This is a genomic window from Mycobacterium sp. (assembly GCF_049278535.1).
In the GTDB taxonomy this organism is placed as follows: domain Bacteria; phylum Actinomycetota; class Actinomycetes; order Mycobacteriales; family Mycobacteriaceae; genus Mycobacterium.
In genome coordinates this window covers 1-21,347 of record NZ_JBAPMI010000080.1, presented here as the reverse complement: position 1 = coordinate 21,347, position 21,347 = coordinate 1, and the positions used below count along the sequence as shown (strand labels likewise).

At 66.3% G+C, this 21,347-nt stretch carries 10 protein-coding genes; 9 read left to right on the top strand and 1 reads right to left on the bottom strand.

Going from position 1 to position 21,347, the window contains the following annotated elements:
• The 4 genes from WAO18_RS05060 to WAO18_RS05045 all read left to right on the top strand — a co-directional run.
• A partial coding sequence (locus WAO18_RS05060; protein ID WP_422204396.1) for an SDR family NAD(P)-dependent oxidoreductase occupies positions 1–4,281 on the top strand: 4,281 nt, incomplete at its 5' end.
• A 16-nt stretch (positions 4,282–4,297) separates the two neighbouring features.
• A complete protein-coding gene (locus tag WAO18_RS05055; RefSeq protein ID WP_422204394.1) occupies positions 4,298–9,715 on the top strand; it encodes a type I polyketide synthase in 5,418 nt (1,805 codons plus the stop codon).
• Positions 9,712–14,103, top strand: coding sequence for a type I polyketide synthase (locus WAO18_RS05050; RefSeq protein WP_422204392.1), 4,392 nt, complete (start codon positions 9,712–9,714; stop codon positions 14,101–14,103). Before WAO18_RS05055 ends, WAO18_RS05050 begins: the two co-directional genes overlap by 4 nt.
• A 27-nt stretch (positions 14,104–14,130) precedes the next feature.
• Positions 14,131–15,390, top strand: a complete 1,260-nt coding sequence (locus WAO18_RS05045; RefSeq protein ID WP_422204390.1) for a phthiocerol/phthiodiolone dimycocerosyl transferase family protein — start codon at positions 14,131–14,133, stop codon at positions 15,388–15,390.
• Here the strand turns inward: WAO18_RS05045 and WAO18_RS05040 are convergent.
• On the bottom strand, positions 15,383–16,213 hold the full coding sequence (locus tag WAO18_RS05040; protein WP_422204389.1) for a class I SAM-dependent methyltransferase: 831 nt from the start codon (positions 16,211–16,213) through the stop codon (positions 15,383–15,385). The genes WAO18_RS05045 and WAO18_RS05040 overlap by 8 nt on opposite strands.
• Before the next feature lie 152 nt (positions 16,214–16,365).
• Here WAO18_RS05040 and WAO18_RS05035 point away from each other — a divergent pair, with 152 nt between their 5' ends.
• The 5 genes from WAO18_RS05035 to WAO18_RS05015 form a co-directional block, all read left to right on the top strand.
• Positions 16,366–17,061, top strand: coding sequence for a flavodoxin family protein (locus WAO18_RS05035; protein WP_422204387.1), 696 nt, complete (start codon positions 16,366–16,368; stop codon positions 17,059–17,061).
• 15 nt (positions 17,062–17,076) lie between these two features.
• Positions 17,077–17,577: a DUF2505 domain-containing protein gene (locus WAO18_RS05030; RefSeq protein ID WP_422204385.1), complete on the top strand. Its 501-nt coding sequence runs from the start codon at positions 17,077–17,079 to the stop codon at positions 17,575–17,577.
• A gap of 4 nt (positions 17,578–17,581) precedes the next feature.
• Positions 17,582–18,322, top strand: coding sequence for a nitroreductase family protein (locus tag WAO18_RS05025; protein WP_422204383.1), 741 nt, complete (start codon positions 17,582–17,584; stop codon positions 18,320–18,322).
• Positions 18,323–18,475: 153 nt separating this feature from the next.
• A complete protein-coding gene (locus WAO18_RS05020; RefSeq protein ID WP_422204382.1) occupies positions 18,476–20,155 on the top strand; it encodes a hypothetical protein in 1,680 nt (559 codons plus the stop codon).
• A 279-nt stretch (positions 20,156–20,434) separates the two neighbouring features.
• Positions 20,435–21,347, top strand: a 913-nt coding sequence (locus tag WAO18_RS05015) for a hypothetical protein (protein WP_422204381.1), incomplete at its 3' end; no start/stop codon positions are given.

The window sequence follows — 21,347 nt, the reverse complement described above, 5'->3', positions numbered from 1 at the left end:
CTCGACGCGCTGAGCCAGGTTTTCGGCGATCGCGAAGAATCGGCGCCGCTGGTACTGGGATCGGTCAAGACCAACCTGGGCCATCTGGAGAACTCCGCCGGCATCGCCGGCTTCATCAAGACCGTGCTCAGCATGAACCACGGCTACATTCCGCCGCACCTGCACTTCAGCGCGCTCACCCCGAACGCCGGAGCCGGGGCAGCCCGGTTCACCATCGCCGCCGACGGGATGCCATGGCCCGATGTGAACCGTCCGCGCCGGGCCGGGGTGTCGTCGTTCGGAGTCAGCGGTACCAACGCGCACGTGGTGGTCGAGCAGGCCCCTATGCCGGAACCGGTTGCCGCACAACCAGAACCGGTGATCAGCACACTGGTGGTGTCCGGGAAGACCCCCGCGCGCATCGCTCCGATCGCCGCGATGCTGGCCGACTGGATGGACGGCCCGGGCGCCGATGTGGCGTTGGCCGATGTCGCCCACACCGTCAACAACCACCGTGGTCGGTACCGCAGCTTCGGCACGGTGTCGGCGCGGGACCGTGCCGCGGCGGTCGCCGGGCTGCGGGCGCTGGCCGCCGGCGAACCCGCGACCGGCGTCGTGGAGCCGAGTGAAAAGCCGCACGGTTCGGGCACGGTGTTTTTGTATTCGGGTCAGGGTTCCCAGTGGGCCGGCATGGGTCGGCAGTTGTTGGCCGAGGAGCCGGCGTTTGGCGCGGCGGTGGCCGAGTTGGAGCCGGATTTTGTTGCTCAGGTTGGCTTTTCGCTTCGTGACGTGTTGCTGGCCGGCGAGCCGGTAGTCGGTATCGAGCGAATTCAACCGGTGTTGGTGGGTATGCAGTTGGCGTTGACCGGGTTGTGGCGCTCCTATGGGGTCGAGCCCGATGCGGTGATCGGTCATTCGATGGGTGAGGTGACCGCGGCGGTGGTAGCCGGGGCGTTGAGCCCGGCTGATGGTTTGAAAGTTATTGCGACGCGGTCGAAGTTGATGTCACGGTTGTCCGGCCAGGGCGCAATGGCGCTGGTGGAGATGGGCGCCGAAGAAGCCGAGAAGCTGGTCGGGCAGCATCCCGATGTGACGGTGGCGGTCTATGCCGCGCCCGAGCAGACGGTGATCGCCGGCCCGCCCGAACAGGTCGATGCGGTCATCGAGGCGGTCGACGCGATGGGCCTGCTCGCCCGTCGCATCGAGGTGGATGTGGCTTCGCATCATCCGACGGTCGATCCGATCCTGGCCGAGCTCAAGGATGCGCTGGCCGATCTGAAGCCGATGACGCCGCGGATTCCGTTGATCAGCACCGTTGGTCGATCCAACGGTGCCGAAATCCCCAGTTTCAGTGCCGACTACTGGGTGGTCAACCTGCGTAGCCCGGTGCGATTCAGCCAGGCCGTCGCGAAGGCCGCGGAAAACCACACCACGTTCGTCGAAGTCAGCCCGCACCCACTGCTCATTCACGGCATCGGCGAGACGCTGGCCTCGGTGTCAGCGCGCGACCGCTTCAACGTCACCGCGGCGATGAAGCGCGGCGACGACGAAACACTGTCTGTCCACGAGCAACTCGCCACGCTGGGTGTGACGGGCCAGGACACTGACGGACGGCGCCGCGTCGACTTACCCGCGTCGCCGTGGCTGCATTCCAGCTACTGGGTCGAGAAGAAGCCTGCCGGGCAACGACTGGCCGATGTTCACCCGCTACTGGGCGCGCACGTCGAAATGCCCTCTGGCCGTGAGCATGTGTGGCAGACCGACATCGGCGTCGAGATGCTGCCATGGCTGGCCGATCACACGATCCACGGCCAGCCCACCGTTTCTGCGGCCGGTTTCGCCGAGATGGCGCTGGCCGCGGCCGGCCAGGCATTCGGTGCTTCCGTCGACGGTGTCCGGGTCAGTGCGCTGGAGATCGAGCGGCCACTGATCCTGGACGCGCAAACCCGGGTCACGACGCAGCTTTCGCAGAGCCCCGAGGTGAATCGCGTTGAGATTCAAGCCCGCTCGGCCGGCGGCAGCTGGTCGCGCTATGCGGTGGCTGACATCGAGGTGACAAACGCGCCGGCCGGCAGGCCGGAGGGCGAGGGCGCCGAGATCTCGCTGCCTGACGAGATCGCCGATCACCCCGAGTACCGCATCCATCCGGTGCTGCTCGATGCGGCGTTGCGGCAACTGGCCGCCGCCATCCCCGCCGAGTCGGACGACGCGCCATACCAAGCGGTGTCGTTCGAGACCATCCGGGTGTTCGGACCTATCCGCGGTCGTGCCCGGAGCCACACCGAGCTGGTCGAGCAGGGTCAGGACGGCCATCGGGGCCGCATCGTTCTCACCGACGACGCCGGAGCCATGGTCGCGGAGCTGACCGGTATCGAGCTGAAGCCCGTCGATCTGGCCAGTGTGCCGCTGTCGTTGGAGCAGAAGATCTTCGACGCCGCATGGGTGCAGAACTCGGCACCGCAGGGCGATGCGGTGGCCGACGGCACTTGGCTGGTGTTGGCCGAATCCGATTCCGAGACAACCGAACTCGCGGCGGAAGTCACGGCGCGGCTCAGCTCGCCCACCCGGCGAGCGATCACCGCGGCGCTGGCGGACGAGTCCGCCGTGGCGCAGGCCTTCGCCAACACCGGCGACGATCCGGACTTCCCGCCGGTGGGCATCGTCGTCCTGCTGGCCAAGCGCCCGTTCGACAGCGCCGACGCAGACGGCGCGCTGCGCCGCGCCCAGGACCTGATCGTGGAGATCTCGGCGACGGCCCACGCTGCCGTCGAGGGCTGGAAGAACAAGTCGCCGCGGCTGTGGCTGGTAACCCGCGACGGGCTGTCGGTGCACGACAACGAGCCGGGCGACCCGGCGATCGGCGCGCTCAAGGGACTCATCCGCAACTGGCGATTCCCCGGCGAAGCCGCCCGCGTGCTGGCCGGCGAACCGGATCTCGGCGCCACCTTGCTCGATCTCGGTGACGCTGGTGATCCCGTCGCCGCGTTGACGAGTGAGCTGGCGGCCTCGACCGGCGACGATGTGGTCGCGTTGCGCGAGGACGGTCGCTACGTCGAGCGACTGGTGCGCGCCACGCTGGACGGCGGCCACCACGAAGCGGTGGTCCGCGCGGACGGCTCCTACATCGTCACTGGCGGCCTGGGCGGCCTGGGCACCGTCGTCACCCGCTGGCTGGTGGAGCGCGGCGCGGGCCGGATCGTGCTCAACGGCCGCAGCGAGCCGTCCGATGTGCAGCGCAACAACCTCGACGCCCTCGGCGACGGCACCGAAATTGTGTTCGTGGCCGGCAATATCGCTACCCCGGGGGTGGCCGAACGGTTGGTGGCGGCCGCCGAAGAGACCGGCCGGCCGCTGCGCGGACTCGTGCACGGCGCCGGCGTGACCGGCGACGGCCTGGTGACCGCGCTTACCCGGGAAGGCATGCAGCGGGTCTGGGCGCCCAAGGTCGCGGGCGCGCTGCAGCTGAACGCCGCGACGACCAGCCGTGAACTGGACTGGTGGGTCGGCTTCTCCTCGATGGCCACGCTGCTCGGCCTGCCGGGGCAGCTGGCTTACGCGACCGGAAACGCCTGGCTCGACGCCCTGATGAACTGGCGGCGCGCGTCCGGACTGCCGGCCACCGCAGTCAATTGGGGCCAGTGGTCCGCCGTCGGCATGAGCAGCAAACTGACCTACAGCGTGCTCGACCCGATCACGCCCGACGAAGGCATCGAGGCGCTACAGACCCTGGTCGGCGGCCCTCTGAGCCGGGTGGGTGTTGGACGGCTGCGGCTTGACCGCGCGGTCGCGGCCACCCCGGAGTTCCGTGAACTCGACTACTTCGACAAGCTCGTCTCGGAATTCGACGCGGCCCTCGGCTCGAGCGTGGACCACCGGGCCGTCGGTGCCGAGGCGGACACGTCGATAGCCGCTGCTCCGGACTGGTCGACGCTGTCCACGCAGGACCGGCTCACCGAACTGCAGACCAGGCTGCAGGCCATCTTGGGCCGCGAATTGCGGATGTCGCCGTCGGCGGTCAACCTCGAGGCGCCGTTTCCCGAACTGGGCCTGGACTCGATGATGGCGATGACGGTCCTGAAAGAAACGCAGAAGCTGGTAGGTATCGACCTCTCGGCGAATATGTTGTTCAACCATCCGACCATTTCTTCGCTGGCGGTCTATGTGGCGGACCTGCTTGCACCCCCGGACGCGCCGGAGGAAGAAACCGTCGATTCCGCAGCCGACTCGGCCAGCGGTGTGTTGGATGAACTGTTTGACAGCGTGGAGTCGGCTTCGGCCGGCAGTGAGAGCGGTATGTTCTGATGGGAAAAATCCGCTAATGGGGACGATTTACGACAGAGTTTCGGCGATGCCCGGCGACAAGCGGGACGCGCTGACGCAACAGTTCGACAAGGCGTCACGGATCGCCACCGCCGAACCGATTGCGGTTGTCGGTATGGGCTGCCGATTCCCGGGCGGCGCGGTGGGCCCGGAGGGTTACTGGAACTTCCTGTCCAACGGCGGCGACGGGATCAGTGAGATTCCGGCGGATCGCTGGAACGCCGACGAGTACTACGACCCGGATCAGTTCGCGCCCGGACGGATGTCGTCGAAGTGGGGTGGATTCCTGCCCGACGTGGCCGGCTTCGACGCCGACTACTTCGGCATCTCCCCGCGTGAGGCCGAAGCCATGGACCCCCAGCAGCGGCTGATGCTGGAGGTCGCCTACGAAGCACTCGAGCATGCCGGCATCGCGACCGAGGGGCTGTCCGGTGTGCGCGCCGCGGTGATGATGGGCGTGTATTACGGCGAGTACCAAACGATTTCGGCGGCCAACCCGGACACCATCGATGCCTACTCGGCGACCGGCAACGCCCACGCGGTCGCCGTCGGGCGGATCGCATACCTGCTGGGGCTGCGTGGTCCCGCGGTCGCGATCGACTCCGCGTGTTCGTCGTCGCTGGTCACGATTCACCTGGCCTGCCAGAGCCTGCGACTGCGGGAAAGCGACCTGGCCCTGGCGGGTGGGGTCAGCCTGATCCTGCGCCCGGAGACGCAGATCGCCATGGCCAAGTGGGGAATGCTGTCGCCGAACGGCCGGTGCTATTCCTTCGACTCCCGCGCCAACGGCTTCGTCCGCGGCGAGGGCTGTGGCGTCGCGGTACTCAAGCGGCTGACCGACGCCGTGCGCGACGGGGACCGGGTGCTGGCCGTCGTGCGGGGTTCCGCGGTCAACCAGGACGGTCGGTCCAACGGCCTGACCGCGCCCAACACCATTGCGCAACAAGACGTGATCAGGAGTGCACTGCGAAGCGCCGACGTGACCGCGGGTTCGGTGAACTACGTCGAGGCACACGGCACCGGCACCGGGCTGGGTGACCCGATCGAATTCGAGGCGCTGGCCGATCAGTACGGCCGCGGCGAGAGCCAATGTGCCCTGGGCGCAGTGAAATCCAACTTCGGTCACCTGGAGGCCGCCGCCGGCATCGCCGGCTTCATCAAGGCCGCCTTGTCCGTGCAGCGCGCCCAGATACCGCCCAACCTCAACTTCGCGCAATGGAATCCGGCGATCGACCCGAAGCCCACCCGGCTGTTCGTTCCGACCGAACTCAGCCCGTGGCCCGCCGAGGAAGGCCCGCGCCGGGCCGCCATATCTTCATTCGGCATCGGCGGGACCAACGCACACGTCGTGATCGAGCAGGGGCCGGACCCGGCACCGGCCGCCGCTACCGACTCGGCAGCGCCGGTGACGACGGTGACGATCTCCGGCAAGACCGAGCAGCGGATCGCGTCATGGGCGGCGGCACTGGCCGATTGGATGGCCGGCCAGGGTGCCGACGTGCCGCTGGCCGACATCGCCTACACCGTCAACCTCAACCGCAGCCGCCACAACAAACTCGCCACGGTGTCCGCGCGTGACCGCGCCGAGCTGGTGGCGGGGCTGCGGGCGCTGGCCGTCGGGCAGCCGACGCCGGGCGTAGTCGGCCCACGAGAGAAGCCGCGCGGTTCGGGCACGGTGTTTTTGTATTCGGGTCAAGGTTCGCAGTGGGCGGGCATGGGTCGGCAGTTGTTGGCCGATGAGCCGGCGTTTGCGGCGGCGGTGGCCGAGTTGGAGCCGGATTTTGTTGCCCAGGTGGGTTTTTCGCTTCGTGATGTGTTGCTGGCGGGAGAGCCGGTAGTTGGTATCGAGCGTATTCAGCCGGTGTTGGTGGGTATGCAGTTGGCGTTGACCGGGTTGTGGCGCTCGTACGGTGTTGAGCCCGATGCGGTGATCGGTCATTCGATGGGCGAGGTGACCGCGGCGGTGGTGGCCGGGGCGTTGAGCCCGGCCGATGGTTTGAAAGTCATTGCGACGCGGTCGAAGTTGATGTCGCGGCTGTCCGGTCAGGGCGCGATGGCCTTGCTCGAGCTGGGCGCCGCCGAGGCCGAGAAGCTGGTCGGGGAATACCCCGACATCACGGTGGCGGTCTATGCCGCGCCGGAACAGACCGTGATCGCCGGCCCGCCCGAGCAGGTCGATGCCGCGATCGCGGTCGTCGACGCCCAGGGCAAGTTGGCCCGGCGGGTCGAGGTGGATGTGGCTTCGCACCATCCGACCGTGGATCCGATCCTGGCCGAGCTCAAGGATGCGCTGGCCGATCTGCAGCCGATGACACCGCGGATTCCGTTGATCAGCACCGTGGGTCAATCCAACGGTGCCGAAATCCCAAGTTTCAGTGCCGACTACTGGGTCGTCAACCTGCGCAACCCGGTGCGCTTCAGCCAGGCCGTCGCGGCCGCGGCCGAAAACCACGCCGTGTTCGTCGAAGTCAGCCCGCACCCGTTGCTCAGCCATGCCATCAACGGCACGTTGGAGTCGGCCCGGCCGCGTGGCGGAGCCCAGGTGGCAGGAACGCTGACCCGGGACAACCCGGAGACGCTGGCGTTCCACACCCAGCTCGCGACCGTTCGGCCGCCGTCGGCGGCCACCGCGGACAATGCCGCTGGCACACAGCGATTCATCGATCTGCCGCCGACGCCGTGGCTGCACTCCCGATACTGGTCCGCGCCGTTCTCGGCGAGCCGGCAGCCCGCCAGTGCACACCCGCTGCTGGGAACGCATGTGGAGATGCCGTCCGGTCGTGACCACGTGTGGCAGGCCGATGTCGGCACCGGAGCGCTGCCGTGGATGGCGGACCACAAGGTGCACGGCCAACCGGTGATGCCGGGCACCGGTTTCGGCGAGATCGCGCTGGCCGCCGCCAGCGAAGCCCTCGGCTTGCCGGCGCAGTTGGTGACCGTCGGCGTCGAAGTCGAACAGATGCTGCCGCTGGGCGAGACAACCCAGCTCACCACGCAGCTCAGCCGGGGTGAAAAAGACGGCGACGAGATTCGCGTCGAAATCTATTCGCGCTCGGCCAGCGGTGCCTGGATTCGTCACGCCGTCGGCAAAGTCGAAGTGGGGCAAGCGGAAGCGCCGGCCGCGCCGGCCACGTCGTCGGAACCCGGCACGGTGGTCTCGCCGGCGGATCTGTACTCCGCGCTGCGCAACACCGGTCTGCACCACGCGCAGGCGTTCGCCGCACTGACCCGCATCGTCCGCCGTTCCAACGGCACTTCGGAGACCGAGATCGTCCTGCCGGACGAGGCGACCGGTCATCGCGCATACCGAATCCACCCCGTGCTGCTCGATGCTGCTTTGCAGGGCCTGGCCGCGGCGCTGTCGAGTGAAGCGCTGGCCGACTCCAGCGAAGCCACTTATCTGCCGGTGTCGTTCGAGAAGATCCGGGTGTTCGGCGAGGTCGGGCGACGAGCCCGGTGCCGCGCCGAGTTGGTCAACCCCGACGGCGATGGCGCCGGCATCATGGGCCGCGTGCTCATCACCGACGACACCGGCACGCCAACCGCCGAGATCAGCGGTATCTACCTGCAGCGCGTGCAACGCCGCACGGTGCCAATGCCGTTGACGCAGAAGATCTTCGACACCGAATGGGTCCAGACTCCCGCCGACCCGGCGGCGGCTTCAGTGCCCGACGGCAGCTGGTTGGTGCTCAATGACGGCGCCGAAGCCGAGGCTGCGGCCAAGGAGTTCGTCGCCGGATTCGCCGCACCGACCCGACGGGTCGTCACCGCCGACCTCTCGCAGGAATCGGCGGTCCTCGAGTCCTTCTCACAAGCCGCCGGAGACGCCGAGCTACCGCCGGTCGGCGTCGTCATCTTCGCCGGCAAGCAGGCATTCGACGGGACCGATTCCGGCGACGCGCCGGCGCGCGGCCGGGATCTCACCTGGGGCGTCGCGTCGACGGTTCGCACGATCCTCAGCGGCTGGCACGGCAAGTCGCCGCGACTGTGGCTGGTGTCCCGCGAAGGCCTGGCCGTCAATGACGGAGAACCGGGTGACCCGTCGATCAGCGCGCTGACCGGGTTGATCCGCGTTCTGGCCTACGAGCACCCGGACCTGCGCGCCACGTTGGTGGACCTGCCGGACGACACCGTGGCGTCGCTGACCACCGAGCTGGGGCTGGCCTCCGGTGACGACGTGGTCGCCTGGCGCGGCGAAAACCGTTACGTGAAGCGGCTTTCCCGCGCGACACTGGGTACCGCCAAGTCCAACACGGTTGTTCGGCCGGACGGTGCTTACATCCTCACCGGTGGTCTCGGCGGGATCGGGTTGGCCATGGCCCGCTGGCTGGTCGACAGCGGCGCCGGCCGTGTTGTGCTCAACGGGCGGTCCGAGCCGTCGGATGAGGCGCGAGTGCTACTCGACGAGCTTGAGCAGCGCGCCAAAATCGCCGTGGTGCTCGGCGATATCGCCGCACCAGGAGTGGCCGAGCGGCTGGTGAGCGCGGCCGAAGAGACCGGGCTGGCGTTGCGTGGCCTGATGCACAGTGCCGTCGTGCTGGACGACCAGATCGTCGCCGGGCTCAGCAGGGAGAGCCTGGAGCGGGTCTGGGCGCCGAAAGCCATTGGCGCGCTTCGACTGCACGTCGCGACGGCCGGTCGCGAGCTCGACTGGTGGGTCGGCTTCTCGTCGACGTCGTCGCTGCTGGGCGCGCCCGGACAGGGCGCCTACGCCGCCGCGAGTGCATGGCTAGACGGGCTGGTCGACTGGCGACGGGCATCGGGTTTGCCTGCCACCACGATCAACTGGGGCCAGTGGTCCGACATCGGCGTCGCCCGCGCCCTGACGTTCAGTGCGCTGGATCCCATCTCGCCGGCCGAAGGTATCGAGGCGCTGGAGGCGATCCTGGCCAACCAGCCCACCAACATCGGGGTGGCCCGGCTGCGGCTGGACCGGGCCGCGGCCGCGTTCCCGGAGATTCAGCAACTCGGCTACTTCGCGAAGCTGGCCGAAGAACTGGACATCGACAGCGACGACGACGATTGGTCGGGCCCGGACGCCTTGCGGGAGTTGGATGCGGGCGAAGTCAACCGGGTCGTCATCGGGCGACTGAGCGGCCGCATCCTGGCCATCATGGGCTACCCGAAGGGCAGCACGCTCGACGTCGATCAGCCGTTGACCGAATTGGGCATGGATTCGCTTATGGCGGTGCGAATCCGCAACACTGTTCGCGGCGACTTCGGTGTGGAACCGCCGGTGGCCCTGTTGTTGCAGGGTGCCTCGCTTGCCGCGCTGACCACCGACCTGATCCGTCAGCTGGGACTCGAGGCCGACGAGAATGCCGACAGCGGCGGAGGGGTTCGCGACCGGGCCAAGCAGCGCGCCGCAGCCCGGCAGCGCGCCGCGGCCAGGCGGAAGGTAGGAGATCGAGTGTGACCAGCAACAGCGAACTGCCGCCCAACGCGATTGCGGTTGTCGGCATGGCCGCCCGGTTGCCGGGCGCCAACACGCTGTCGGCATTCTGGGACAACCTGCGCCGCGGCGAGGAGTCGATCGTCACGCTGGCTGAAGACGACCTGCTGGCCGAGGGCATCCCGGAGAAGGCGCTGGCCAATCACGCGTACGTACGGCGCGCCGCACTGATGGACGGCATCGACGAATTCGACGCCGACTTCTTCGGTTTCACTCCTCAGGCGGCGCGCTCCACCGATCCGCAGCACCGACTCTTCCTGCAGACCGCGTTCCACGCGATCGAGGACGCCGGCTACCACCCCGCCGAGATCGAGGGCACGGTCGGCGTCTATGCAACCAGCACCACCAGCGGTTACCTGCTACACAACATCATGTCCAACCGTGACCCGAATGTGGTGATGGGACAAGGAATTACGTTCGACATGGTCGAACTGTCCATGCAGAATGACAAGGATTACCTGGCCACCAAGGTGGCATATGCGCTGAATCTGCGCGGCCCTGCGCTGTCGGTGCAGACGGCTTGCTCGTCGGCGCTGGTCGCGGTGCACCTTGCCTGCCAGAGCATCCTGAACGGCGAATGCGAGCTGGCGCTGGCCGGCGGCGCGTCGCTGCGCATCCCGCATCACGTCGGATACTGGTACGCCCCAGGCTCTATGGTGTCGCCGACCGGACACTGCCGGCCGTTCGACGCGCGTTCCGACGGCACGATCTTCGGCAGTGGTGTCGGGGTGGTGGTGCTCAAGGCACTGCAAGATGCCGTCGACGACGGCGACCGGATCCACGCCGTGATCCGCGGTTCCGCGCTGAACAACGACGGCTCGACAAAGATGACCTACGCCGCCCCCACCGCGGCCGGGCAGGCCGATGTGATCGCCGAGGCCCACGCGATCGCCGAGGTCGACTCGTCGGAAATCAGCTACGTCGAGACGCACGGCACTGGCACTCCGCTCGGTGACCCGATCGAAATCGAGGGCCTGCGACAGGCATTCGAGGTTTCCGAGGAGACCCGCTCCGGCCCGTGCTACGTCGGTTCGGTCAAATCCAACATCGGTCACCTGGAATCGGCGTCCGGCATCGCCAGCCTGATCAAAGCGATTCTTTGCTTGAAGAATCGGGCCATCCCGGCGACGCTGCACTACACCACCCCCAACCCCGAATTGCACCTCGACCGTGGACCTTTCAAGGTGCGCGGCGAGTACGGCCCATGGGCGTGGGACGGAGTTCTGCGCGCCGGCGTCAGCTCGTTCGGTGTCGGTGGCACCAACGCGCATGTGGTGCTCGAAGAAGCACCGAGGGTGCCCGCGTCGACGACGCAGGCCGGCCCGCAGGTGCTGCTGATGTCGGCTCGCAGCGCCGACGCGCTGCAGCAGTCCCGCTCCGCTCTGGCCGCCGAATTGTCCGGCGAAGAGGTCAACCTGGGCGACGTCGCATACACGCTCGAGCGTCGCCGCAAAGACAGCGTCCGGATGGCCGCGGTCGTCAAAGACCAGCAGGACGCGGTGACGGTGCTGGAGGCTGCCGAGCACGACAACGTGTTCATCGACGAATCAGCACCCAGCACAAAGGATTCCGATCGCGTCGTTTTCCTGTTCCCCGGACAGGGCGCGCAGCACATCGGGATGGCCCGCGGCCTCTACGACTCCGAGCCGGTGTTCGCCGAACACTTCGACGAGTGCGCGGCCGGATTCGGCGACGAGCTGAGCATCGACCTGCGGGCGGAGATCTTCGAGGGCACCGCCCGCAACCTGGAGCGCACCGACCGTACCCAGCCTGCGCTGTTCGCCGTCGAATACGCGCTGGCCAAGCTGATCGAGAGCTACGGCGTACGACCCGCGGCGCTGGCCGGACACAGCATCGGTGAGTACGTCGCCGGCACCATTGCCGGGGTCTTCGACATCGAGACGGCGCTCAAGGTGGTGTCGATGCGGGCCCGTATGATGCACGCCGCACCGCGCGGAGTCATGGTCGCGGTGGCGCTGAGCCCCGACGCGCTGGCCGAACACCTCGGCGGTGACGTCGATATCGCCGCGATCAACGAGCCGGGCGGCTGTGTGGTTGCCGGGTCCGAGGAGAGCGTCCGTCAGTTCAGCGACCGGATGACCGAGAAGGGCATCGTGGCCCGCCGGGTCCGCACGTCGCACGCGTTCCACTCGCGCCTGATGGATTCGATGATTCCGGAGTTCACCGGATTCCTCTCCCGGCAGACACTTCGTGAACCGCAAATCCCGTTGCTGTCCAACGTGACCGGGACTTGGCTGGCCGCCAGCGAGGCCACCAACCCGGCAACCTGGGCTCGGCAGGTGCGCTCGACGGTGCGATTCTCCGACGAAGTCGACGTGTTGCTCGGCGACCCGAACCGCGTCCTGGTCGAGGTCGGCCCCGGCGGCACGCTGACCGCATCCGCGACCCGGCACCCCAAGTGGTCGGCCACGCACCGCGCGGTGCGACTGATGCGTCACCACGCGCAGAACCGTGACGACCGAGACGCATTCCTGCTGGCGCTGGGGCAGCTGTGGTCCACGGGTGTCGAGGTCGACTGGGCGCCGCTTCGCGGGGGACAGCCGGGACACCTGATCACGCTGCCGGGTTATCCCTTTGAGCGCCAACGGCATTGGATCGAGCACCGGGTGACGAGCGGATGGACGGCCGATCCCGCGGCAGTCAACGGCGCGGCCGCCCCGGCGGGTGCCGCTGAGAGCGCCCAGGCGGCCAAGAACGGTCAGTCGCCGATGGAGGCCACACTCCAGCGCGTCTGGGGACAGTGCCTGGGTCTGGCTTCGGTCGACCGCAAAGCCAACTTCTTTGAGCTGGGCGGTGATTCGCTCGTCGCGATCAGCGTCGCGATGACCGCCTCGAACGAAGGACTGGACCTCACACCGCAGGACCTCTACGAAAACCAGACGGTGGCCGCGCTTGCCAAGGCATTGACGGCCCGATACGCGGCGGGCGGTCTGGGACGCCAGTCACTGGGTGACCTGACGCATCCTCCCGTCCCGCCGAACATCTCCTACTTCCTCGAGCACGGCATCCGCGAGCATGAGCAGTGGCGCGTTCCGCTGATCCTGCAGCTTCGCTCCGACGTCAAGGTCGACGACGTCTGCGCGGTGCTGACCGCGCTGCGCAACCAGCACGAAGCGCTGCGGCTGCGACTCGTCGAACGTGCGGGAATGTGGGAGCAGGTGATCGGTGAGCCCGGCGACTTCGCCGACTTGGCCACCCGCTCGCTGCCCGAGGACATCAAACCGGGCACCCCTCAGGAACGCGACGCGCTGCTCTCGACGCTGATAGACGTCGTCCGCCAACAAGACCCGTCCAACCCGCTGATCGCGACCTATGTCGGCGGGGTGCCGGGCGGCTCGTCCTACCTCGCGATCAGCGTTCGGGCGATCGTGGCCGACAACGCGTCGCGCGACATCTTGTTGACCGACATCTTCACCGCGTTCGGGCAACAACTGGCCGGCGAAGAGATTGCGCTGCAACCGGTCACGACGCCGTGGACCGAATGGTCGCAGCGCTGCGCCGCATTGGCCGTCCACCCGGCGGTCGTGGAGAGCCGCGACTACTGGCTCAAGGCCGCATCGGCGCCGACGCTGAAGGTGGCAGGCGAGCAGACCGCTGGGGCGCCGAGCCTGCCGGATCTGGCCCGCAGCGCGTCATCGCTGACCGTCGCGGAGACCACCGAGATCGATGATGCCCGGCGACGACTGCGGGTACCGATCGACGAAATGCTGCTGGCCGCATTGGGTCGGACGATCGCTCACCAGGTCGGTGACGGGACTGTTGCCGTCGACGTCAGCGGCGAGGGTCGCTCGGTGCTCAAGCCCGACGTCGACCTGCGCCGGACCGTCGGGTGGTTCAACACCGTCTATCCGATCGCGCTCACCTGCGTCAAGGACGACGGCGCCAAGCAACTGCTCGACGACGTGCACAACACGCTGACCGCCGTCCCGCACTACGGAATCGGCTATGGGCTGTTGCGCTATCTGTACGCCCCGACTGCGCGGCAGCTCGGCGCCACTAGTCCGGCCGACATCTTCTTCTCCTACATCGGCACCATCCCCGACCTGCCGCCGCTGGGCGAGGACGTCGCGATCCGCTTCGACTCCGACACCGCGTTGCCGGTGCGCGAAGCGATTCCGGGCCTGGGCCACGGAATAGAGTTGCGGGTGTTCCGCACCGCGGGCGTGTTGCATCTGGACTGGTGGTACGACACCCGCAGGGTCGACGGGGCCACCTTGCAGTCGCTTGCCAGCGGGTTCTCCGGCATATTGCTAGAGCTGATCCGGGAAGCACTCGCCGCCGACGAGACGGATTCCGGCAGCGGCGAGATGGAACTCGTTGACCTGTCGTAGATCTCGACAACGCTAGAAAGGCGGAACGTGTTTCCATCGTCGGTCATCCGCAAGCTGGCGCTCAGCGAGGAAATGCTCGCCGAGACGCACAACTTCGTCGGCCTCGCAGCGCACCTCGAGGGTCCCATCGACGTCGACGCGCTGACCGACGCATTCGACCTGCTGCTGGAGGCGCACCCGGTGCTCACCGCGCGCCTGGAGCGCGGTGCGGATGGCCGCCACGAACTCGTCGCCGATGACCTGCTGCACTCGGGGATCGAGGTCATCGAGGTCGATGCGTCGCAAACCGACAACCCGCCACCACATTTCGACCAGGGCGAGTCGCTGGTGCACCTGCGGCTGTTCATCCGCGACGGGCAAGCGCATCCCACGCTCTACGTCCATCACGCGCTGGCCGACGGTCATCACATGTACGGCCTCATCGAGGAGTTGCTGTCTTTTTACACAGATCTGGTGACCAACGGGCGCACCGGTCCGGTGACTGCCCAGCCGGCGCCGGAATCGATCGAGACCGTGCTCGCCGACCGGGGTATCCAGAAAGGGCCGCGCTCGGGTATCGAGCGATTCATGCCGGCGTTGTTCGCTTACGACCTTCCGCCATCGCGGCGCGGCGAGACCGGCGTCAAACCCACATCGCCCGTTCGTGTTCCGATGGTGTCCTGCCGGCTGGACGAGAGCCAGACGCATGCCATCGTCGAGCTCTGCCGTGCCGAAAAACTCGGTCTGCACTCCGTGCTCTCGGCCGCGATCCTCATCGCGGAGTGGCAGGTTCGGGGCAGGTTGAACATCCCGGTGCCGTTCATCTACACGGTCGATCTGCGGTACTTCCTGTCACCGCCGGTGTCGGCGACCGGATGCACGAACCCGGTCGGGTTGGGCACGTATCTGGCCGAGATCAACACCAATACCACGGTGGTCGACCTGGCCCGCGACATCGCCACGACGTTCCGCGCAGATCTCGACGAAGGTGTGATCCAGCAGTCCCGGCTTCATTTCAGCCCGCAGTATGTCGGCAACGCGCCCGGTATGCCCGACGTTGTGTTGTTGTCCGACAACGGTTTGGTGCCCCCGGTGCGCACACCTGCGGGGGTGGACGTGACCGCCACGCACGGCGAGCTGTACTTCGCGGTCAGCGCCGGAATCGAGATCTACTTCACCCAGATCTACGCCGAGCAGCTCAACGTCGAATACCACTCGCATGGGCCGGAGCCGGAAAAGTCGATCGAAGCCATTCGTGCACTGCTGTGCGAGGTCGCCGAGCAGCACGCCGCGAGCGGCGTCAGCTGACCGGACCGTAGGCGTAACGGTGGTATTGGAAAGTTCGGCGCAGCGGCGGCAGCGGCCGGACCAGCTGCCGCATCACCCGGAAGACAGCCGATGCCCGGCCGAAGGTGCTCGCGTCGAAAAACGTCATGTTTTCCAGCAATCGGACACCGGACAGCCGGCCGAGCACGTCGGACGGCTTGTTCACCGCCCAGTGCAGCGTCGAACCGGACTGCCGCTGCAGGCGGTGCGTCTTCTGCGAGCGGACAACGAGCCGGCTGTAGTAGTCGATGTGAATCTCGCCGGACCCGAATCGGTCGACGACGTGTTGCAGCAGGGCGATGCCGTCGTCTTCGGTCAGGTACATGCTGATGCCCTCGGCCAACAGCAATGTCGGTCGGTCGGCCGGAATCGCGTCCAGCCAGGACGGGTCGGTCGCCGGTGTGGCGACCAGGTGGTAGTTGGGCCGGTTCGGAAAAACCTTCTCGCGCAACGAGATCACCGCCGGATAGTCGACGTCGTACCACTCGACCCCCGGACCGGGATCGAGCCTGAATACCCGGCTGTCCAACCCACAACCGAGGTGGATCACGGTGGCGTCGGGATGAGCGGCCAGGAACTCGGCGGCCCAGACGTCGAACTGGGCGGTCCGCACCGTCACCAGCGGCGTCCAGCGGTCGGTGACCTTGAGCTCACCCCAGTTGTAGTCGATCCGGTCCACCGCATCCTTGGCGAAGGCGTCGCCAAGGATCGGCCGGTCCCAGTCGGCGTCCAGCGCCTTGCAATACAAGGTGGTCAGCATCGTCTGCGACGGACCGCTGAGGTCGATGGAAACTTTGTCGGTCACGACGCTCAAGCCTAGTGGTGATCGCAAGCGCGGCGAAGCCGGGCGCAGCGGGTCACCATGCAGAGGGCAGAGTGTGATCGCAAGCGCGGCGGAGCCGGGCGCGGCAGGTCACCACGCAGGGCTAGTGTGCGAGATTTGGAGATGGAGGAGCCATGACGGATACGACCGGTGCCGGTGGCGGCGCACGTCCGCCGCGGGTATTGCTGTTGTACTACTCGTACACCGGTCAGGCACATAAAGTGCTGGACGCTGCGGGGGAGGTTTTCCGCAGCCGAGGGTGCGAGGTGAGCGAAGCCGAGATCAAATTCACCGACAAGCGGTACTCCGAGAAGTTCTCCCGCTTCCCGATGCGTCGGGTGTGGCCCGACATGCTCAGCGTGCTGCAAGCCCAGAAACGCAACGAGACCGGTGAGATTCAAACTCCGGACACGGTGCGCGACGCCGACTACGACCTGATCCTGATCGGCTCACCGACCTGGTGGGACAACGTCAGCATGCCGTTGCGCTCGTTCCTGAAGTCGGATGAGGCACGTAAGTTGTTGTCCGGCAAACCGTTTGCGGTATTTGTCGTGTGCCGTACGTTCTGGCAGGCGAACCTCGAAGGGGTGCGCGAACTCGCCGAGGAACAGGGCGGGCGCTATGTCGATGAAATCCACTTCACCTATCCCGGCGACAACCTTCGCTCGATGCTGGCGCTGACCAGCTATCTCGGCACGGGGGAGTACCGCAAGAGATCGCTCGGCCTCAAGCTTCCGCCGACCAACGTGCAGCCCGAGCAGCTGGAGCAGACGCGGACTTTCGCGGGCCGCTTGGCGGATCGGTTGTTGGCCAAGGGCGTCACCTCGTAAAGGAACTGGACTGTTATGCCGCGCTCATTTGATGTCTCGGTCGACTCGCCCGCTAGCGTCGACCAGGTTCATGCTGCCTTCAGCACAGAGGAGTACTGGCTGGCCCGGATCGGGAACCTCAAGGGCAGCACATCGCTGGAGTCGCTGGTCGTCGACGACGACCAGACCGTGCGGGTCACCACGACACAAGACCTCGGCCGTGACCTGCTGCCCGGGATCGTCGCCAAGTTCTATCGGCGCGACCTGAGTGTCCGGCACACCGAGACCTGGACACCGTCGGGCGATCAGTTGCGCGGGGCGATCACCGTCGTGGTGTCCGGAGCGCCGGGCTCGGGTTCGGCTGACGCGTCGGTCGCGCCCACCCCGAACGGATCCCTGCTGAGCTTGAGCGGGACGGTGGAATTCAGAGTTCCGTTGGTCGGTGGGACCGTCGAGAGCTTTATTGCGCGCGAATTCGCCCACGGGATACCGGATGTCCAGGACTTCACCGCCAAGTGGGTCACCGAGCACGCCTGATCGCATGACTGACACGCCGAACCCCGACTCGCCCTATGCCGACGCATTTCGCGTGGCGCCAACGACTTCCGACGCCCTCGACGGCCTGAACATGCCACTGCAGGACGCGATGCTGACTCAGCGGGCGGTGCGCCGCGTCCACGCCGAGCCGGTCGACGACGCGGTGGTGTTGAAGTGCATCGAGTTGGCGCTGCGCGCACCGACCGGTGCCAACGGTCAGAACTGGGAATTCATTGTCGTCAAGGACCGCCGGGTGATCAAGAAACTGGCCGGGCGTTACCGCAAGGGCTGGAAATTCTCCTACGGCGGGTTGCTGAGCAGTGCCGGCGACAACGACGAGTCGCTGGCCAAGGTGATCCGCGCGGCGCAATGGCAGGTCGACCATTTCACCGAGATCCCGGTTTTGGTGGTGGCCTGCCTACGGCTCACCGTCCGCGAGGGGCGTGCGCCGTATTCACTGATGCCGCACGCTGCCGTGTCCGGTTATTGGGGATCGATCTACCCCAGCGTGCAAAACCTGTTGCTGGCCGCGCGCGCCATGGGTTTGGGCGCGTCGTTGATCACGTTGCCGCTGTGGGGAGTTGGGCGGGCCCGGAAAATTCTGGGCCTTCCGCGTTCGGTGACGCCATGCTGCGTCGTCGCCCTCGGGTGGCCGCGTGGCCGATACGGGCCGACGACCCGGATTCCGGTCGAGCAGGTGGCGCATCTCGATACCTATGGCAACCGCCCCTGGCTGAAAAACTGATCCCCGACGCTTCACCTAAATACCTCAAATATGAGGTTGGCCAGATAGATATGAGGTTGGCAAGAGACTGCCCCTTCGATGGCGACAGCTGAGGCTTTCTGAGTTTAGCTTCAGGTGCCGTTCAGCTGATTCCGTCGAAGGGGGTTGCGCGCCATGGAGATTGCTGCGCGTCCGTATGTCATGGCCGGTGCAGTGTTGGCCACTGCGGGTCTTGTCGCCGTCACGCCGATCGCGCAACGGTCACTCACGTTGCCGACGCTCAGCATTGAAACCCAGTTGGTCGACGAGTCGCTGTGGAACATTCCGATGAATCTGCTGACCGACATCATCAACATCCCCTACAACGAGGTGCAGGCATTCAGCTCGGTGGCCGGCTCGCTGTTTTTCGGCGGGAACTGGTGGGTGCCCAGCTCCACCAACCTCTGGGGCATCGATCCCGGCGACCCGACCCATGTCGGGTTGGTCACCAATATCTTCGCGCCGTTCCCAGCGTTCAACGAGGGCCTCGGCGGGCTGCAGTACCAAATCGACGGCCTGCTGGCCGCCGAGCTCCCGGTGAGCTCATCCTGTGACGCCGAGACGTGCTTCCCGATGACGCCGCCGGAGGTCATCACCGGTAGCACGTCGATCGACCGGGACATCGGCTTCTTCAATGCGCTGACCGGCCACGGCAGCGGGCAAGACTTCGAGCTGTTCTCCAACTGGTACAAGGTGCCGCTTTCGGACCTGATCCACGGTTACACCTTCGACGACGCCACCAGCCCCAGTGGTCCCGCCTACGCCGATCCGGCGTTTGGTTTCCTCAACGGAGGCGCCAACCCGTTCGAGGGCGGCACGCTCGGGGATAACGACGCGATGCCGTGGAATGGGCACACCTTTTATCTGAACTTCTTCCAGCCGTTCCAGAATTACTGGGAACACCTGCTGCAGGATCCGGCCACCGACGGCGACATCGCCGGGACCGGTATCCACATTCCGACCCTGCAGGAATTCGGTCAGTCGCTGCAATCCATTACCGCGTCGCTGATCGCGGCCTTCAACCCCTACACTCCCGGCAGCCCGGCGTGCCCGGGAGTGTGCGACGCCCCCGAGGGCTGGTCCACCCGCGAGTTGGTGGACATGCTGGATCCCCACGACTCCAACCCGATGATTCAGGCCTGGCTGGCAGGTTTCGCCGAGGACGCGCTCTACCCGAACAACAATGCGACGCAGGAACAGATCAACTACGCGATCGCTTTGCTCCAGACCGGCGTGTACAACCTGACGCCGGACCAGCTAGCGAACTACAACGACGCGCTGGCCAGCATCAACGGGGGCCTGCCTGCTTTGTTCACCAACGCCGGCATCGTGACCGATCCGGACTACTTGCTGTACCTCCAGCCCGGCTTCGGTGGCCTGGATCCGTCCGTGCCTCTTGAGGGCATGTACGGCGGGTATAACCCGGGGCTGGTGTGGAACGACCTTCTCGCGTTGGGCGACTACGAGACGAACTGGGGACAGCTGTTCAACATCAACACGCTCGAAACGCTGTTCTTCCCGCTGTCGTCGACGGCGGCGGAACGTAGTGCTGAGACGGCGGCCGATCTGGCGGGTGGTCTCGATGCCGCCGAGTGGGCGACGGATCTGACCAACCTGTTCGGCCTCGATGCCGCGCCGTTCGACCTGAGCGCGCTGCTGGGTGGGGTCGATCCCGCCTCGATGTCGCTTGGTCTCGGCGAGTTGTTCAGCGGGGTGGATCCCGCCGGGGTGACCACAGATTTGGCCACCCTGGTCGAAGACCTGACCTCGGCATCGGTGCCCGACGTGGCGACGTCGTTCCTGAGCGCCATTTAATCGCCCGATCGGGCAGCGCAATTTGCCGATTCGTGATAGAGCCGGCTGCGCAGCTTGAGCTCGTTGACGGTGAGGTTGGTCGCGTCGAGGGCAAACGGGTCTGTGGCCTGACGACGTGCAGGTATGACCCAAAATTGAGACGGCCGTGACGTCCGGGATATTGGACGCTTTCCGGGCTGCGAAATGCTGTAGTGAATTCTTCAGATTTCGTACGAACTTAGAATTTCTTAGTGTATGTTCAGTGCCTGTTGAGCTAGTCGAACACGAAGGGGGAGAGCCGTGCAGGCTGCTTCGCGTCCTTATGCTTTGGCCGCCGCGGCATTAGCCGCAGTCAGCACCGTTGTGGTTACGCCGGTAGTGGCGAAGCAGGTTCCGCTTGCTGTTCGCAGCATGGAGGCCAAGCTTGTCGGCATCGGCGACATCCCGATCAACCTGTTCGATGACATCCTGAACATTCCCTTCAACGAGACCATCGGCGGTGGTCTGGCCACCGTTGGGGACTCGTTACTGTTCACCGGCACCTGGTGGGTGCCCAGTTCGACGAACCTGTGGGGCATCGACCCCGGCGACCCGACCCACGTCGCGTTGATCGACAACTTCTTGCCGTTCGAGGCTTTCACCCAGGGGTTCACCAATTCGGACGGGGTCTACGAGCCCGGTTTGAACTACGAGCTCACCGGATTGCTGGCGGCCGAGCTCCCGGTGAGCTCATCCTGTGACGCCGCGACATGCTTCCCGATGACCCCGCCGGAAGTCATCACCGGCAGCACGCAGTTCGACCGGGACATCGGCTTCTGGGAAGCCCTCACCGGGAAGGCGACGGATGCGGATGGCCAGCCCTTCTCGCTGTTCTCCGACTTCTACAAGGTCGGGATCGGGCAGCTGATCCACGGCTATACCTTCGATGCGACCGATCCCAGCGGTCCGGTGAGTAGTGAAGGTGACCTCGGACTTACGGGTTACGGCGTCTCCGGCAACCCGTTTGAAGGCCCCACCGGTCCCGGCGACGCCATGCCGTGGAACGGCGAATTCAAGCTGAACCTGCTCCAGCCGTTGGTGACCTTTTACGACAGCCTGACGCAGGCGCCATCGGGCGGTATCGGCGGCACCGGGATCGAGATCCCCACGATCGGTGGTATCGCTCACACCTTCGAGAACCTGTTCGCCGGGATGATCATCGACTTCGACCCGT

Excerpts from the sequence above, each read along its gene's own strand:
- WAO18_RS05020 (WP_422204382.1), top strand. The coding sequence starts at position 18,476 with ATGGAGATTGCTGCGCGTCCGTATGTCATGGCCGGTGCAGTGTTGGCC.
- WAO18_RS05025 (WP_422204383.1), top strand. The coding sequence starts at position 17,582 with ATGACTGACACGCCGAACCCCGACTCGCCCTATGCCGACGCATTTCGC.
- WAO18_RS05030 (WP_422204385.1), top strand. The coding sequence starts at position 17,077 with ATGCCGCGCTCATTTGATGTCTCGGTCGACTCGCCCGCTAGCGTCGAC.
- WAO18_RS05035 (WP_422204387.1), top strand. The coding sequence starts at position 16,366 with ATGACGGATACGACCGGTGCCGGTGGCGGCGCACGTCCGCCGCGGGTA.
- WAO18_RS05055 (WP_422204394.1), top strand. The coding sequence starts at position 4,298 with ATGGGGACGATTTACGACAGAGTTTCGGCGATGCCCGGCGACAAGCGG.